Source organism: Bacillus sp. GMa5/1 (assembly GCF_050172015.1).
In the GTDB taxonomy this organism is placed as follows: domain Bacteria; phylum Bacillota; class Bacilli; order Bacillales; family Bacillaceae_G; genus Bacillus_A; species Bacillus_A cereus.
On sequence record NZ_JBNLYC010000101.1, the window covers coordinates 1 to 16,222 of the forward strand.

The window sequence follows — 16,222 nt, forward strand, 5'->3', positions numbered from 1 at the left end:
TTTATGATGATGAATAATGAATATGAAAAGAAAGATTAGGTGAAGAAAATGGGACTATTTAGCTCATTATTTGGTAAAAAAGAAGAAAATACGAATGTAGAGGGGAATAAAAAAATGTCAAAAGTATTATTTGTAAAAGCAAACGATCGTCCAGCGGAGCAAGCAGTTAGTTCAAAAATGTATGAAACATTTGTAAGTACTTATAAAGAAGCAAATCCAAATACAGAAATTACGGAATTAGATTTATTTGCATTAGATCTTCCTTATTACGGAAATATCGCGATTTCAGGTGGATATAAACGTAGCCAAGGCATGGAGTTAACAGCTGAAGAAGAGAAGGCAGTTGCTACAGTAGATCAATATTTAAATCAGTTTTTAGAAGCTGACAAGGTTGTATTTGCATTCCCATTATGGAACTTTACAGTACCAGCACCATTAATCACATATATTTCATACTTATCTCAAGCTGGAAAAACGTTTAAATATACAGCAAATGGCCCAGAAGGTTTAGTTGGTGGTAAAAAAGTAGTTGTGTTAGGTGCTCGTGGTTCAGATTACTCTTCAGAGCAAATGGCTCCTATGGAAATGGCAGTTAATTACGTAACAACTGTACTTGGATTCTGGGGAATTACAAATCCAGAGACAGTTGTAATTGAAGGGCACAATCAATATCCAGATCGTTCACAACAAATTGTTGAAGAAGGTCTAGAAAACGTTAAAAAAGTAGCAGCGAAATTTTAATTTATGATAGTAAATGGAAAAACCAACATGGATGACCGTGTTGGTTTTTTAGTCTATTTTTCATGTTAAAAAATGTATATTTATAAAATAAAAGAAAAGTTCGAAAATAGTATTGCAAAATATTATATAGCAAACTATAATGAGTTCAAGAATAGTTGATACTTAAATTAAATATTCAGAAAATTCAATTAGTTAAAATTGGAAAATGAGATAAGGAAATTTGAATGGGGGTTATAATATGGCGAATAAAGTACCGTTTTCGTTCATAGTAGTTATTGGATTAATGTTATTTGCACTATTTTTTGGAGCAGGAAATTTAATTTTCCCAGCGATGCTTGGTCAATCAGCAGGAGAGAATGTATGGATTGCTAACGCTGGATTTTTAGTAACTGGTGTTGGATTACCATTACTAGGTGTACTAGCATTTGGTTTTTCAGGTAAAGATGATTTACAGTCATTAGCAAGTCGTGCTCACCCAGTGTTCGGGATTGTATTTACAACAGTTTTATACTTAGCGATCGGTCCGTTATTTGCAATACCGAGAACAGGAAATGTATCTTATGAAATTGGTCTTAAGCCGTTTATGCCAGAGGGAGTAGGTTCTACACCTTTAATTCTTTTCACAATTATATTCTTTAGCATCACTTGTTTTTTTTCGCTAAATCCCGCGAAAATTGTCGATATTGTTGGAAAAATTTTAACGCCAATTAAGTTGACTTTCATCGGTATTTTAGTAATCGTTGCTTTTATACATCCGATTGGAGATATGCAAGCACCAGTGGAAGCTTATACATCACATGCATTCTTTAAAGGATTCCAAGAAGGATACTTAACGATGGATACGCTCGCATCATTCGTATTCGGGATTATCATCATCAATGCTATTAAAGAAAAAGGTGCGAAAACGAAAACACAAATTATGGTCGTTTGTGCAAAAGCGACAATAATTGCAGCATCTATTTTAGCAATTATCTATACAGCTCTTTCTTATATGGGTGCTTCAAGTGTTGCAAAGCTTGGACATTTAGAGAACGGCGGAGAAGTATTAGCGAAAGTTTCTAACTACTATTTCGGATCATATGGCGGAGTATTATTAGGATTAATGATTACAGTAGCTTGTTTAACAACTAGTGTGGGACTTGTATCAGCATGTTCTTCATTCTTCCATAAGTTATTCCCAAATGTTCCTTACAAAGCAATTGCAATCACACTATGTGTATTTAGTGCAATTGTTGCAAACGTAGGATTAACACAGTTAATCGCAGTTTCTGTTCCAGTATTAACAGCAATTTATCCACTAGCAATCGTATTGATTTTCTTAACATTCTTCCATTCATTATTCAAAGGAAGAGCTGAAGTTTATCAAGTGAGCTTAATCGTAACATTTATCATCAGCTTATTCGATGGATTAAGTGCAGCTGGAGTTAACATTGAAGTAGTAAGCCAAGTGTTCACTAAATTCCTTCCGATGCAGGAAGTAGGATTAGGCTGGATCTTCCCAGCGATTATCGGTGGATTTATCGGATATGGCATTAGCGTTGTAAAAGCAAAAAATCAAGTTCAACCAGCAACTAGAGCGGATAAGAAAATAGGTTAAATAAAAAAGTTATAGAACTTGTTTCTATAACTTTTTTTGTTACTATTGATAAGGATAGAAAAAATAAAGTAGTAGGGGAAATAAAATGAAAAAAACAATTGATCATATCGGCATCGCAGTTCGAGATATAGATAGTACGATACGTTTTTATGAAAATGTGTTACTAGGAACTTTAATAGATCGTTACGTAAGTGAAGCTCCTGGTGTGGAAAGCGAAGTAGCCATTCTTGAAGTGGATGGAGATAGAATTGAATTACTTGCACCGACGAATAATACGACGTCGCCAATTGCCAGATTCATCAAACAAAAAGGTAAAGGTGTACATCATGTTGCATATCGAGTAGATGATTTAGATGTAGCTTTAGAAGAGTTAAAGGAGCAAGGCATTCGAACGTTAGAGCATACACTTCGAATTAATAAACACGGCAGAAGATTAATTTATCTTAACCCAGCGGATACTGAAGGAACGATTATCGAGTATTGTGATTATCCGGAAGAGAAATAGAAGAGGGATATTTTTTTAAAGGTGTTACGTAATAACGTAATACCTTTTTATTTATGTATTTCACATTTTCTTCACAAATGATTCACGATAACTTTTCTTCTTTGATAACTTACATAAATATATTTTATGATATAATAACAATCGACTTTAAAAATGTAAGTTGTATCTATCGTGATAGTTACTATCGTATTAGAAGTTTAAAGGTGGAAGAGAAATAAAGAGTTATACTTTCTAGAAGTTTATATTTAATCAGGTTAATATTTCGCCGGAGAATCAAACTTCGGAAGTTAAAGTAATGAAAATAGAGCGATGAGGAAGAAAGAAGTGAAATGAGTGTGAAAGTAATGAGAAGATTAGGGACATGGTTATTACTTGCGTGTGTGCTTATCATATTGATACCGAAAAGTGCATCTGCTCATGCGTATGTTGTGAAATCAAACCCTACGGAAAATGAAACGTTGAAGAGAGCACCATCTGTTGTGAAAATTGAATTCGATGAGGACATACAAGTTTCACGTTTTAATACATTGTATGTGAGAGATACATCAGGTAAAAGAGTCGATTTAAAAGATGCTCATATTGATAAAAAAAATAAAAAACTATTAGAAGCCGGATTAAAAGAAAATCTCAAAAATGGTCTCTACTCTATTCAGTGGAAAGCTATTTCAGCTGATGGGCATCCAATTCAAGGGGTTATTCCATTCCGTATTGGATTAGCGGAAGCGGGAACAGACGATGTACAAGTGGAAGAGATGGGGTATGTCCCGCAAATCGATATGATTATGGAACGTGGGATTCTATATACGAGTTTCTCGCTATTTTTAGGAGTTCTCTTCTTTAATCTTATTATGTATAAAGGGAATGCAACCTCGGTTCGATCAAGGAGTAAGAACATAATATGGATCTCCTTATTTGGGATATTTATTAGCTTGTTATTCAACCTACCATTGCAAGCGAAAATAAATGCCGATGTTTCGTGGCTAGAAGCATTCAACCCTTTACTATTAAAAGAAACATTACAGCTTTCTGTTTTTGGTTATGTATGGATTACTCAAATGGTTCTCATTAGTACGCTTATAATTGTTACGTATTTTGCGGTGAAGCATGAGAAGTTTTCGTCGTTTAAAGTATGGAGTATTCCAATACTATTGTTTATAGGGTTACTTGTTATGAAGGCCTTTAATAGTCACGCATACGGTTTAAAGTTTAAAGACATTGCTGTCGTTATGGATTTTCTACATTTATTCGCAGCTTCATTATGGGCTGGTGGTTTATCATCTATTATTCTTCTTTTACGTAATGAGGATAACAAGTGGCATATGTATTGGGATATGATTAAGCGTTTTTCACCGTGGGCAACAGGTGCTGTCATCGTGATTTTAATAACAGGCCTTTTTAACAGTACATTTTTTATTCCAACAATCCACTCGTTATTTGATACGAAGTATGGATTGGCTTTATTAACAAAGATACTTTTATTCATTTTCATGGGGATATTGGGAATTATTCATTATGTGAAAGGGAGAATGCGAGCACAGCAAGGATTAGGAGCTACGGTGAAAGTAGAGTTTGTCATTGGAATTATCATTTTCGTAATCGTAGCTTTTATGACAAACGTACAAACACCACCGATGCCTCCTACTGGACCATTTACAGAGAGTAAGCAATTAGATAATGGATATGAACTTACGCTAAATGTAAGTCCGAATAAGGTAGGTCAAAATAAATTCCATATTACACTAAAGGATGAAAAGGGACAGCCTATTACTGATATGGAACAAATGATATTGACGACTCAATCATTAGATATGAACATGGGAAACGGTTCATTTAAAGTTTCAGCAGTTTCACCGGGAGAATATGAAGCAGAAGGTATGTATATTAACATGACAGGAAACTGGAATATACATGTTCATGGATTAACAAAATCTCTGGATAGCTTCGATACAGATTATAAATTTATTGTAGGTGGCAGATAAAGAGGCGTTATAGATGAAAGGGAGTTAATAGAAAATGAAACGTATAAAAAAATTAGGAACAACAATGATCGCAACAATAATTGCAATGGGAATCTTTTCGTTACCTGTTAGTGCTCATGTGACGGTAAAGCCAGAAACTTCTGATGTTAATTCATGGGAGACTTACACAATAAAGGTACCAGTTGAAAAAAATATAGCAACAACAAAAGTCACACTAAAAATACCGTCTGGCGTTGAGTTTCAACAGTATGAGCCAGTGCCAGGGTGGAAAGTGGAAGCGCAAAAAGATAGTGCTGGAAAAGTGAAAACTGTAGTATGGGAAGCGACAGGAGAAGGGATTTTAACCGGTCAATTCCAACGATTTACTTTCGTCGCTAAAAATCCGGATAAAGAGCAAAAAATAGCTTGGGATGCATATCAACAATATAAAGATGGAGAAATTGTTGAATGGACAGGCGATGAAAAAGCTGAAAAACCACATTCACTTACTACAATTGCAAAAGGTACGTCATTAACAGGAGAACATGGTGAAGTGTCTAGTGTAGAAAAGAATGAAGGCACTAGTAATATGCAAGTAATAGCGATTGTCTTATCTATTTTGGCGATTGTATCGTCGGTTGGTGCGTGTGTTTTTGTAGTACGTCGTAAAAAGTAAGACGTAAGAAAGAGCCTACAAACAGTAGGCTCTTTCTTACGTTTATTTCAATTCAACTTGCTGCCTTATAGCAAGTGCTTTTGGTTTTATATTTACAAAACAAATGCTCACAACAATAAATAATAGCCCAATAAATAAGCTCATTGTAATGGCCTCATGTAAGAAAATTGAACTTACAATAATAGCGATTAGTGGAATGAGGAATGTATAAGCCCCAACTTTACTTGCTTCACCAGCTCCAACAAGTGTGAAGTATGCAAGCCACCCCATTGCAATAACGAAGAACGAAATAAAGAGAAGTACGCTAACAAATGGTATACTCCAAGCGATACTAGACCAGCTTTCAAACTCTGAACCAAATCCAATTAAGCAAAGCCCGCCAATAATGAGCTGAAGTGTTACCATCCAAATGGAATTAACGCGGTGCCCAGTCTTCTTAATAAATACTGTTCCAAGTGCCCAGCCAATAGCACATCCTATCGCGAGAAGGATTCCGATAATAGAGATATGTCCAGTTAAACTACTAGAGCTAATGACACCCACGCCAATAAATCCAAGAACAAGCCCAAAAATTTTTAAGCCGTACATAGATTCTTCAAGCCAAATCCATGAGAAAATGCCGAGTAAAACAGGTTGTAGAAATACAATGGCGGAAAATAACCCAGCTGGCATATATTGAAGGCCTACAGTTTGTAATCCGTAAAATATAATGATGTTAAGTAAAGAAGAAATAACGTATAAATGCCAAGTTTCTTTTAAGTGTAACTCTTTGTATTTCGGTAATGCGAAAAGGAGTAAAATGAATCCTCCAATTAAAGTTCGAACGCCTGCAAATAAAACGGGTGGTGTATAATGCAGGGCAAACTTAGATAAAGGCCAATTGATTCCCCACATGAAAACGAGAAAGGTAAGGATTATGGCCGTCTTAGTTCGAGAAAGCTGTGTCACGGTAAGACCTCCTTGTTGTTATTCATTTCACTATGATATGATATCGACTGTAATAAATAAAATGAATCTTTTTTATGGGGAGTATAAGTGATTAGTTATGACCATTACACAACTGCAAGTATTAATAAAAACCGTTGAGTTAGGTAGTTTTACGAAGGCAGCTCGGGTGTTAAATATGACGCAGCCAGCTGTTAGTCATGCGATTTCAAGTATTGAGTCAGAGATAGGAGTTACGATTCTTATACGTGATAAACGAAAAGGATTAATTGTTACGGATGTAGGAAACAGAATTCTTGTACATATTAGAGAGATTTTGAACGGTGTAGAGAAGATTGAACAAGAAGTTGCGATGGAGAAAGGGCACGAAGTTGGGACGATTCGAATTGGGAGTTTTCCGAGCGCTTCTGCACATTTCTTACCCAAAATGATAAACCTTTTTAAGGAGAAGTATCCGAACTTAGAAGTCGTTCTTTGTGAAGGAACGATTAAAGAAGTTGAAGATTGGTTAGTATCGAGGGTTATTGATATAGGAATTGTTATTTTGCCTAATAAAGATATGGAGATTGTTCCATTAACGAAGGGGAAAATGGTTGCTATCTTAAGAGAGGATCATCCTCTCTGTAAGAAGGACGCTCTTACAATTTGTGATTTAGAGAATGAACCGATCATATTATGTAAGGGTGGATACGAACCACCCATTATTGATATGTTTAAACAAGCAAACGTACCACTTCGGGCTGAATATGTAATTTCGACAGTTACTACAGCTTTAAATATGATTCAAGAAGGATTGGGCATTGCAATATTAGCTGAATTATCTTTAACGAATTTACCAAAAAATGTGCAAACGAGAGAATTGGAACCACAAGTATGGAGAGAAATTGCTTTAGCTGTTCCTTCATTAAAGGATTCTTCAATCGCTGTGCAGCTATTTATTGAAGAATTTCAATCGCTATTTGCAGAATAAAAAGAGGTGTCTCATATATCATAATGGGACACTTTTTAATTTACTTATAAAAAATCTATGAAAAGGATTGACTTATTTTTTGGTTGTAACTATAATGATTACATCAAGGTGGTGATTACGATGAAAATTAGTAGCCGCTTTTCCATAGCTGTTCATATTTTATCTATTTTGAAAAACAATCCATCTTCACTTTGTACTTCAGACTATATGGCTGAGAGTGTCAATACAAATCCAGTAGTCATTCGTAAAATCATGTCGTACTTGAAACAAGCTGGCTTTGTTTACGTAAATCGTGGACCGGGTGGCGCGGGATTACTAAAGGATTTATATGAAATCACATTGTTAGATGTGTATCATGCAGTGAACGTAGTCGAAGAAGACAAGCTATTTCATATTCACGAGCAACCGAATCCAGATTGTCCAATTGGGGCGAATATTCAAGCGGTGTTAGAAATTATTTTAATTCAAGCACAATCCGCGATGGAAGAAGTTTTGAGAAATATTACAATGGGGCAGTTGTTTGAAACTTTGCAAGAAAAAATGAATGCTTAAATCCTATTTATATTTTTTTGTCATTAATGTAACTGATTTGATTACAACAATAAAGGTAAGGTGTAAAAGTTATGACTGTAAAAATGAAAGTATACTCAGATTTTATATGTCCGTTTTGTTTTTTAGCAAAAGGTCCATTAGATGAGGTAGCGAAAGAGAAAGATGTAGAGATTGAATGGATGCCATTTGAATTACGTCCAAGTCCATATTCAAAAATAGATCCATGGAATGAACCAGAAAAATTAGGTTCATGGGATGCTTTCATTCTTCCGACAGCGAAGAAGTTAGGAATTGATATGCGCTTGCCACGTGTTTCACCACATCCATATACACATTTAGCTTTCGAAGGATGTCAATTTGCGAAAGAACGTGGACTAGGTAATGAGTATCATCACCGCGTATTCACAGCATTTTTCCAAGAAGAGCAAAACATTGAAGATATTGATGTGTTAACAAAATTAGCGGTAGAAGTAGGACTTCCTGAGGCGGAATTTAAAGATGCTTTAGTAACTCGTAAATATAAAGAAAAGCATCAAGAAGCAATTCAGCACGCATATGATGAAGCGAATATTATGGCTGTTCCAACTGTCATGATTGGAGATGAAGTCATTCAAGGGCTTGCTAGTAAAGAAACACTAGAAAGGGTCATTGATAAAGAAATTGAAAAGGATAAAACAAATTCATTTGAAGGTATGCAATGTAATACCGATGGATATTGCTAATTCGCTTGTTATGAAATAACAAAATAAATTATAAAACAAACATTTGGAGGAATTAAAATGTCAGCAACTACAACAAACTTAAAAGAAGCAATCGTGAACCGCCGTTCAATTCGTAAAGTAGCAAAAAACGATGCAATTACGAAAGAAAGAATTGAAGAAGTGTTAAAAACAGCTTTACACGCACCAACATCTTTCAATATGCAAAGTGGTCGTATGGTTGTATTAATGGATGGAGAGCATGAAAAGTTTTGGGATATCGTTAAAGAAACACTAAGAGCACGCGTACCAGCAGAAAACTTTGAAGCGACTGTAGAAAGACTAAAAGGCTTCCATGCAGGTGTAGGAACAGTTCTATTCTTTGAAGATCAAGCAACTGTAGAAAAAATGCAAGAAAATGCCCCATTATACAAAGATCAGTTCCCATTCTGGTCTCATCAAGGAAATGCGATGTTACAACATACTGTGTGGATGCTATTATCGGCTGAAGGAATTGGTGCATCATTACAACATTACAACCCAATCGTAGATGCTGAAGTGAAAGAAACTTGGAACATTCCAGCAGAGTGGAGCTTAGTAGGTCAAATGCCATTTGGTGAACCAAACGAACAACCAGCAGAAAGAACGTTCTTGCCTACTGAAGATGTAGTGAAATTTTATTAAGAAATACAATATGTAACGAGAAGGAAGCTGTGCTTAAAAACAGCTTCCTTTTTGTAGTGGTGTTAATTTATGCGCATTTAGGGAAGAAATATAAGAAATAATACGGTGAGAAGGGAATTAGAAAAATGAATGATGAGAAAAAATATACAGTGGTAGGTACTGATGTTGAGGAAGTAAAGCGTTTAAATAAAAATTCAGGATTAACGTATAATCAAGTGAAAGAAATGTTAGCAAAGCAAATGCAAAAAAAGAAGTAATTAGATTGAAATCTTTCATTTTTTCATTTAGCATTTTGATTGGAGAGAGTTAAGTAAAAGGTAACTCTCTTTTTTGTATAGCTAAGCATCTTATAGAGTGGAGGAAGCAACATGAAGAAATGGGTAAAGGTAACGCTGTCTATCACTGGAGGCATTGTCTTATTAGCGTGTGCCGGCGGATATTACGTGTATAAAAATTATTTTCCAAAGGAACCTGAGCGTATTGTATATGATAAAGAAAGAGTGCTACAACCGATACATAATCAGCTTAAAGGAATCAATATAGAAAATGTAAAGATAAAAGAAAAAGAAGTCGTAAATGCGACTGTAGATGAGCTTCAAAAAATGATTGATGACGGAAAGTTGTCATATGAAGAATTAACGAGCATTTATCTCTTTAGAATACAAGAACATGATCAAAATGGAATAACATTAAATTCTGTTACAGAGATAAATCCTAATGCGATGGAAGAAGCAAGAAAGTTAGATCAAGAGCGGGGTAGAAACAAAAATTCGAATTTATATGGTATTCCTGTCGTTGTAAAAGATAATGTACAGACGGAAAAAGTGATGCCGACTAGTGCAGGAACTTATGTATTAAAAGATTGGATTGCAGATCAAGACGCAACAATTGTGAAGCAGTTGAAAGAAGAAGGAGCATTTGTTTTAGGAAAAGCGAATATGTCTGAGTGGGCGAACTATTTATCTTTTACAATGCCAAGCGGGTATAGCGGGAAGAAAGGACAAAATTTAAACCCGTACGGTCCGATTACATTCGATACTTCAGGATCAAGTTCAGGATCTGCTACAGTAGTTGCGGCAGATTTTGCGCCGCTTGCAATTGGAACAGAAACGACGGGATCGATTGTTGCACCAGCGGCGCAGCAATCAGTAGTTGGGTTACGTCCATCTTTAGGTATGGTAAGTAGAACAGGAATTATTCCATTAGCTGAAACTCTTGATACAGCAGGACCTATGGCAAGAACAGTAAAAGATGCAGCAACGTTATTTAATGCAATGATAGGTTATGACGAAAAAGATGTTATGACAGAAAAAATGAAAGATAAAGAAAGAATTAATTATACAAAGGATTTATCAATAGATGGATTAAAAGGGAAAAAGATAGGGCTTCTTTTTTCTGTAGACCAACAAGATGAAAATAGAAAAACAGTAGCAGAAAAAATAAAAAAAGACCTTCAAGATGCAGGTGCAATATTGACTGATTATATTCAGTTAAACAATGGGGGTGTAGATAATTTGCAAACTTTAGAATATGAGTTCAAGCATAATGTAAACGACTATCTTTCACAGCAAAAGAATGTACCGGTAAAATCGTTAGAAGAGATTTTAGCGTTTAATAAAAAGGATAGTAAAAGACGAATAAAGTACGGACAAACATTAATTGAGGGGTCTGAAAAATCTGCTATAACGAAAGAAGAGTTCGAAAACGTAGTACAAACGAGTCAAGCAAATGCAAAAAAAGAGCTAGATAGGTATTTAGTAGAACAAGGTTTGGATGCTCTAGTTATGATTAATAACGATGAAGTTCTTCTATCAGCTGTAGCTGGTTATCCGGAATTAGCGGTTCCTGCTGGATATGATAAAAATGGAGAACCAATCGGTGTAGTGTTTGTAGGGAAACAGTTTGGTGAAAGAGAGCTTTTCAATATGGGATATGCGTATGAACAGCAGTCTAAAAATAGAAAATCACCTAGTTTATAAAAAGATTATATGAAAAATAACTGGAGTCCACCGAAATATGTTGGTGGATTCCAGTTAAACGAATCTAACAATATGAAAAGAAAAAAAGGATTCTTCTCAATTAGTAAGAAAGATTGTCTATAGGAGTTCATAAAATGTAATATATTCAATTTCCATCCATTGAAGGGGGAGGTTAATTCTTAATGAATGAAGTAAAGAGTTTTTTTCGAAGTAGAGGGTTTCAACGGTTTGTCGTTTTAATAATAGTAGCGCTTGTATTATACGCATTAAAAAGTATGATTAATTTAATATTAATTACGTTTATACTGACGTTTTTAATGGATCGATTTCAACGTTTTATTTCAAGAAAATTGAAAGTAAACCGGAAAATTGTTATTGCATGTTTATATATAATATTGGTTTCCTTTATAGGCACAACGTTATATAAATATTTACCTGTGCTGACGATACAAATTTCACAATTAATTTATCAGTTTAAACTATTTTTTCAAAATCCACCTGATAATGAAATCGTTAAATATGCACTTTCGACAATTAATGGGATGGAAGTATCAAAATATATAGAACAAGGTGTAGATGTCATCTATCAATCGATAGCAAATATAGGGAAGGTAGGTTTACAAATATTATTATCTCTAATTTTAAGCTTATTTTTCTTATTAGAAAAAGAGCGTATTATTACATTTACATCTAAGTTTAAAGATAGTAAGTTAAAAATCTTTTATGAGGAAATTGCATATTTTGGTGAAAGATTTGCAAGATCGTTCGGCAAAGTAATTGAGGCTCAGTTTTTAATTGCCGTTGTAAATTGTATTCTTACTGTCATTGCATTAATCGTTTTAGGATTTCCACAGCTACTTGTATTAGCTGTTATGATTTTCTTACTAGGGTTGATTCCTGTTGCAGGTGTGATTATTTCTTTGTTTCCACTTTGTATCATTGCTTACAACGTAGGCGGAGTTATGTACGTAGTATACATACTCGTATTCATAACAGTAATCCATGCTCTTGAAAGTTATTTTTTAAATCCGAAGTTTATGTCTGCAAAAACAAATTTACCAATATTCTACACATTTATGATTCTTATCTTCTCAGAGCATTTCCTCGGAATATGGGGGCTTATTATCGGGATACCAATCTTTATCTTTTTATTAGATGTACTTGATATAAATAATGAGGATGCGACTAAAAAATAAGAAATGATAGAAAATCACTAAAAAGTCATAGGAGATAATGAAAATAAAAAGCAATCCAAAATAAATTGGATTGCTTTTTATCTTAATTAAAGAACCGGAGCCATTGTTTCTTTCAATACTTGAACAGAGTGATCGAATTTTAATTCTTCATCTTCACTTAATTCAACCTCTAAAATTTCACGAACACCGCCGCGATTTAAAACAGCAGGTACCCCGATATAAACATCTTTTTGACCGTATTGACCTTCTAAGTAAGCTGATACAGTTAATACACTATTTTCGTCGTTTAAAATTGCTTTTGTAACACGTAGAAGTGACATACCGATACCATAATAAGTTGCGCCTTTACGCTCAATAATATGGTAAGCTGCATCACGGACGTTTATGAAAATTTTGTCTAAATCTTCTTGATTATACGTGTTGTCTTTTTCAAGCAGTGTTTGTAGTTTTTGGATACCAACGGAAACATGGCTCCAAACTGGAAGTTCAGTATCGCCGTGTTCTCCGATAATATAAGCGTGAATGTTGTGTGGACCAATATCGAAGTACTCACCTAACATATAGCGGAAACGAGCAGAATCAAGCGTTGTACCAGAACCGATTACACGTTCTTTCGGTAAACCAGATTCTTTCCAAGTTACATAAGTTAAAATATCTACAGGGTTTGTTGCGATTAAGAAGATGCCATCAAATCCGCTATCCATAATACTGCGAACGATTTGTTTAAAGATTTTGGCGTTTTTCTCAACTAAATCTAAACGTGTTTCGCCTGGCTTTTGTGGTAATCCAGCTGTAATAACTACAAGGTCAGCATCTTTACAATCTTCGTAGCTGCCTTTCCATACTCTAGTTGGAGCTGGGGCGAATGGAACAGCATGACTTAAATCCATTGCTTCCCCTTCAGCTTTTGCTTCATTTACATCGACTAAAACAAATTCTTCAGCTACGGCTTGGTTAATCATGCAGTAAGCATAACTACATCCAACTGCTCCTGTTCCTACTAATACAACACGGTTAATACCTTTTTTCATTTCAAAATTCCTCGCAATTTCATTGGTTTTGTTATGTAAGATAATACGTCTTACTTCTATAGAGTCATATCTAGTTTATTACATTTTATAAAAGATATTCAAGTATTTGAAAATGTATCCGTGCAAATCTGCGAACAAAACATAGGAATTCAGTGAACCGAATATAATTCAGTAAAATCCTTTGTAAAAGGGGAAATGGTATGGGGAACCCATTAACAATGGAAGAAATGCTTCATATTATTCATGCAGGGCTTGTTAAAAAGAATAACCCAAAACGGATTACGATTGCAGGTGCAGGGATTTCTGGATTAGTTGCAGGTTCTTTATTAAAAGAGGCTGGGCACGAAGTAACGATTATAGAAGCAAATAACAGAATAGGTGGCAGAGTGTATACGATTCGGGAACCATTTAGTGTGGGTTTATATTTTAATTCGGGACCGATGAGAATCCCTGACACCCATAAGTTAACCTTAGCGTATATTCATAAATTTAAACTACCTTTAAACCTTTTTATAAATAAAACTTTTGCAGATATCATTTATACGAATAACATTCAAACGAGATTGAATGTGTTTGAAAATGATCCAAGTGTACTTGAATATCCGGTTTTGGATAAAGAAAGAGGAAAAACGGCAGAAGAGCTAATGATTGAGGTATTAGAACCAATACTAAATTATATTAAGAAGGATCCTGATAAAAACTGGCTTATCGTTGAAAAAAAGTATAAAACGTATTCGCTTGGTTCATTTTTAATGGAGTATTATTCAGATGGTGCAATAGATATGATTGGGGTACTTCTTGATATGGAAGCTTATATGGGAATGTCCTTAATTGAAGTATTACGTGAAATGATTTTCTTTACTTCAACAACGAAATATTATGAAATAACTGGTGGAATGGATAAGTTATCGAATGCATTCTTACCACAATTAAGGGAACATATTTTAATGCAGTATAAGGTTGATAAAATTATACAAGAAGATAATAAAGTAATGTTACAAGGAAATCATGAACAAACGTTAGAGCAATTTACAATAACAAGTGATTTTGCTATTATTACAATTCCATTTTCAGCGTTAAGGTTTGTAGAAGTTCAGCCATACTATTTATTCTCTTATTTTAAAAAAAGAGCAATTCGTGAATTAAATTATATTGCTGCAACTAAAATTGCAATAGAGTTTAAAAGTAGATTTTGGGAGAAAGCGGGACAGTGTGGAGGTAAATCTATTACTGATTTACCGATACGTTTTACATACTATCCGAGTTATGGCATTCATACTCCAGGACCAGCTATCGTTATAGCAAGTTATACGTGGGCAGATGAGGCGTTAACATGGGATAGTCTCCCGCAAAGAGATCGTATTCGTTACGCATTAAAAAATTTAGCGGAAATATACGGTGACATCGTCTATAGTGAGTTTGTCACTGGAACATCTTTTAGCTGGAGTAAAAATCCGTATTCTTGCGGTGCATTTACAGCTTTCGAACCAGGCCAAGAGCTCGAGTTATTTCCGTATATTACACCACCATCTGGAAAAGTACACTTTGCAGGAGAGCATACGACATTAACACATGGATGGATGCAAGGGGCAATTGAGTCTGGAGTTAGAGTTGCATATGAAGTAAATGAACAGTGAATCTCTTATATTTACAAATGGTCATTCTTTTAATAAAATGATAAATATAAATCGTAATTATTACGCTTTGAATACATTTGAAGTAAAGAAATGGATGGTCGGTTGAATGAATAAAGTGGAGATTCATATATTAGGTGGTTTTTTAGGTAGTGGAAAATCAACATTATTACAAAATTTATTGTTAGCAGAGAAAAAGAAGAATAGAAAAGTTGCAGTATTAATGAATGAAATTGGTCAATACTCGGTAGATACAGATATTATTGGAAAAGAGAATGTTTTAAGAGAACTTCTTAAAGGATGTATTTGTTGTACATTAAAAGAAGAGCTTGAAATACAATTACATTCGTTATACCAACAAGAAAGACCAGATGTAATTTATATAGAAACGACAGGTGTTGCGCATCCAATTGAAGTGTTAGACGCGTGTGTCTCGCCAATTTTAGCTCCTTTTCTGGAAGTGAAATCAATTGTAGTCGTTTTAGATGCAGTAAGGTGGTTAAACCGAAGTATATTAAGTGCAAATGTACAACAGCTATTGCATGAGCAACTTAAATTTGGTAGTCACATTCTTGTTAATAAAGCAGATTTACTAACAGATGAAGATAAGAACACAGTATTTGAAGAAGTAAAGGCAATAAATGATCATGCGAAAATGTATGAGACAAAGTATTGTAATATATCTTTAAAAGATATAGAAGAAGCAGAATTTCCAAATGATGAGGAACATGAGACACTACATGTCAAACAGCATTTACATATACAAACGATGACATATCAATTTACGAAACCGATTGATCAAGACAAATTATATGAATGGCTTTCGAATTTACCAGATAGTATTTATCGAGTGAAAGGTTTTGTGAAATTCCGTGGAGATAAATACCCTCACCTATTCCAATATTCGTTCGGAGTACCAACTTTATTAGAACAAGACTTCGGTTTCCCGACAAACTTAGTAGTAATAGGAGAAGGACTAGATAAGAAACAATTGGCTGAAGGGTTAGAGAAAGTAGAACTTAACTCTAATTAAGGTGAAAAGACTAACTTAAAAAA

16 protein-coding genes are annotated in these 16,222 nt (G+C 34.5%); 14 read left to right on the forward strand and 2 right to left on the reverse strand.

Going from position 1 to position 16,222, the window contains the following annotated elements:
* Positions 1-48: 48 nt before the first annotated feature.
* The 5 genes from ACQGSG_RS19895 (at position 49) to ACQGSG_RS19915 (ending at position 5,477) form a co-directional block, all read left to right on the forward strand.
* Entirely contained in the window at positions 49-741 is a 693-nt protein-coding gene (locus tag ACQGSG_RS19895; protein ID WP_000522528.1) for an FMN-dependent NADH-azoreductase, read from the forward strand.
* Between the two features lie 238 nt (positions 742-979).
* Positions 980-2,338 (forward strand): branched-chain amino acid transport system II carrier protein, encoded by a 1,359-nt coding sequence (gene brnQ / locus ACQGSG_RS19900; RefSeq protein WP_001284785.1) that lies wholly within the window; start codon positions 980-982, stop codon positions 2,336-2,338.
* Between the two features lie 85 nt (positions 2,339-2,423).
* Positions 2,424-2,843, forward strand: coding sequence for a VOC family protein (locus ACQGSG_RS19905; RefSeq protein WP_000750850.1), 420 nt, complete (start codon positions 2,424-2,426; stop codon positions 2,841-2,843).
* A 329-nt stretch (positions 2,844-3,172) separates the two neighbouring features.
* Entirely contained in the window at positions 3,173-4,822 is a 1,650-nt protein-coding gene (locus ACQGSG_RS19910) for a copper resistance CopC/CopD family protein (protein WP_000114327.1), read from the forward strand.
* 34 nt (positions 4,823-4,856) lie between these two features.
* Positions 4,857-5,477, forward strand: a complete 621-nt coding sequence (locus ACQGSG_RS19915) for a YcnI family protein (RefSeq protein ID WP_000821388.1) — start codon at positions 4,857-4,859, stop codon at positions 5,475-5,477.
* Between the two features lie 42 nt (positions 5,478-5,519).
* Here ACQGSG_RS19915 and ACQGSG_RS19920 read toward each other — a convergent pair whose 3' ends face one another.
* Positions 5,520-6,425, reverse strand: coding sequence for a DMT family transporter (locus ACQGSG_RS19920; RefSeq protein WP_000192804.1), 906 nt, complete (start codon positions 6,423-6,425; stop codon positions 5,520-5,522).
* 97 nt (positions 6,426-6,522) lie between these two features.
* Here ACQGSG_RS19920 and ACQGSG_RS19925 point away from each other — a divergent pair, with 97 nt between their 5' ends.
* The 7 genes from ACQGSG_RS19925 to ACQGSG_RS19955 all read left to right on the forward strand — a co-directional run bounded on the left by ACQGSG_RS19925 (position 6,523) and on the right by ACQGSG_RS19955 (position 12,501).
* The gene (locus ACQGSG_RS19925; RefSeq protein ID WP_000156761.1) at positions 6,523-7,392 is read left to right on the forward strand and encodes a LysR family transcriptional regulator; all 870 of its coding nucleotides are present in this window, start codon (positions 6,523-6,525) and stop codon (positions 7,390-7,392) included.
* Positions 7,393-7,512: 120 nt separating this feature from the next.
* Entirely contained in the window at positions 7,513-7,944 is a 432-nt protein-coding gene (locus ACQGSG_RS19930; RefSeq protein ID WP_000704085.1) for an Rrf2 family transcriptional regulator, read from the forward strand.
* Between the two features lie 71 nt (positions 7,945-8,015).
* Positions 8,016-8,666: a DsbA family oxidoreductase gene (locus ACQGSG_RS19935; RefSeq protein WP_000216673.1), complete on the forward strand. Its 651-nt coding sequence runs from the start codon at positions 8,016-8,018 to the stop codon at positions 8,664-8,666.
* 57 nt (positions 8,667-8,723) lie between these two features.
* The gene (locus ACQGSG_RS19940) at positions 8,724-9,326 is read left to right on the forward strand and encodes a nitroreductase family protein (protein WP_001277011.1); all 603 of its coding nucleotides are present in this window, start codon (positions 8,724-8,726) and stop codon (positions 9,324-9,326) included.
* Positions 9,327-9,451: 125 nt separating this feature from the next.
* Complete coding sequence (locus ACQGSG_RS19945) at positions 9,452-9,583, forward strand: hypothetical protein (protein WP_000997344.1); 132 nt, start codon at positions 9,452-9,454, stop codon at positions 9,581-9,583.
* A gap of 111 nt (positions 9,584-9,694) precedes the next feature.
* Positions 9,695-11,305 carry an amidase family protein gene (locus ACQGSG_RS19950; protein WP_000759472.1) on the forward strand — a complete coding sequence of 537 codons (1,611 nt, stop codon included), beginning with the start codon at positions 9,695-9,697 and terminating at the stop codon, positions 11,303-11,305.
* A 182-nt stretch (positions 11,306-11,487) separates the two neighbouring features.
* The gene (locus tag ACQGSG_RS19955) at positions 11,488-12,501 is read left to right on the forward strand and encodes an AI-2E family transporter (protein ID WP_325843059.1); all 1,014 of its coding nucleotides are present in this window, start codon (positions 11,488-11,490) and stop codon (positions 12,499-12,501) included.
* 86 nt (positions 12,502-12,587) lie between these two features.
* On the opposite strand, the gene ACQGSG_RS19960 is transcribed toward ACQGSG_RS19955, so the two are convergent.
* On the reverse strand, positions 12,588-13,532 hold the full coding sequence (locus ACQGSG_RS19960) for an L-lactate dehydrogenase (RefSeq protein ID WP_000715321.1): 945 nt from the start codon (positions 13,530-13,532) through the stop codon (positions 12,588-12,590).
* Between the two features lie 200 nt (positions 13,533-13,732).
* Between ACQGSG_RS19960 and ACQGSG_RS19965 the strand changes: the two genes are divergently transcribed.
* Both ACQGSG_RS19965 and ACQGSG_RS19970 read left to right on the forward strand, forming a co-directional pair.
* Complete coding sequence (locus ACQGSG_RS19965) at positions 13,733-15,169, forward strand: flavin monoamine oxidase family protein (protein ID WP_053514113.1); 1,437 nt, start codon at positions 13,733-13,735, stop codon at positions 15,167-15,169.
* A 106-nt stretch (positions 15,170-15,275) separates the two neighbouring features.
* Positions 15,276-16,199 carry a CobW family GTP-binding protein gene (locus ACQGSG_RS19970; RefSeq protein ID WP_098618740.1) on the forward strand — a complete coding sequence of 308 codons (924 nt, stop codon included), beginning with the start codon at positions 15,276-15,278 and terminating at the stop codon, positions 16,197-16,199.
* Positions 16,200-16,222: the final 23 nt, after the last annotated feature.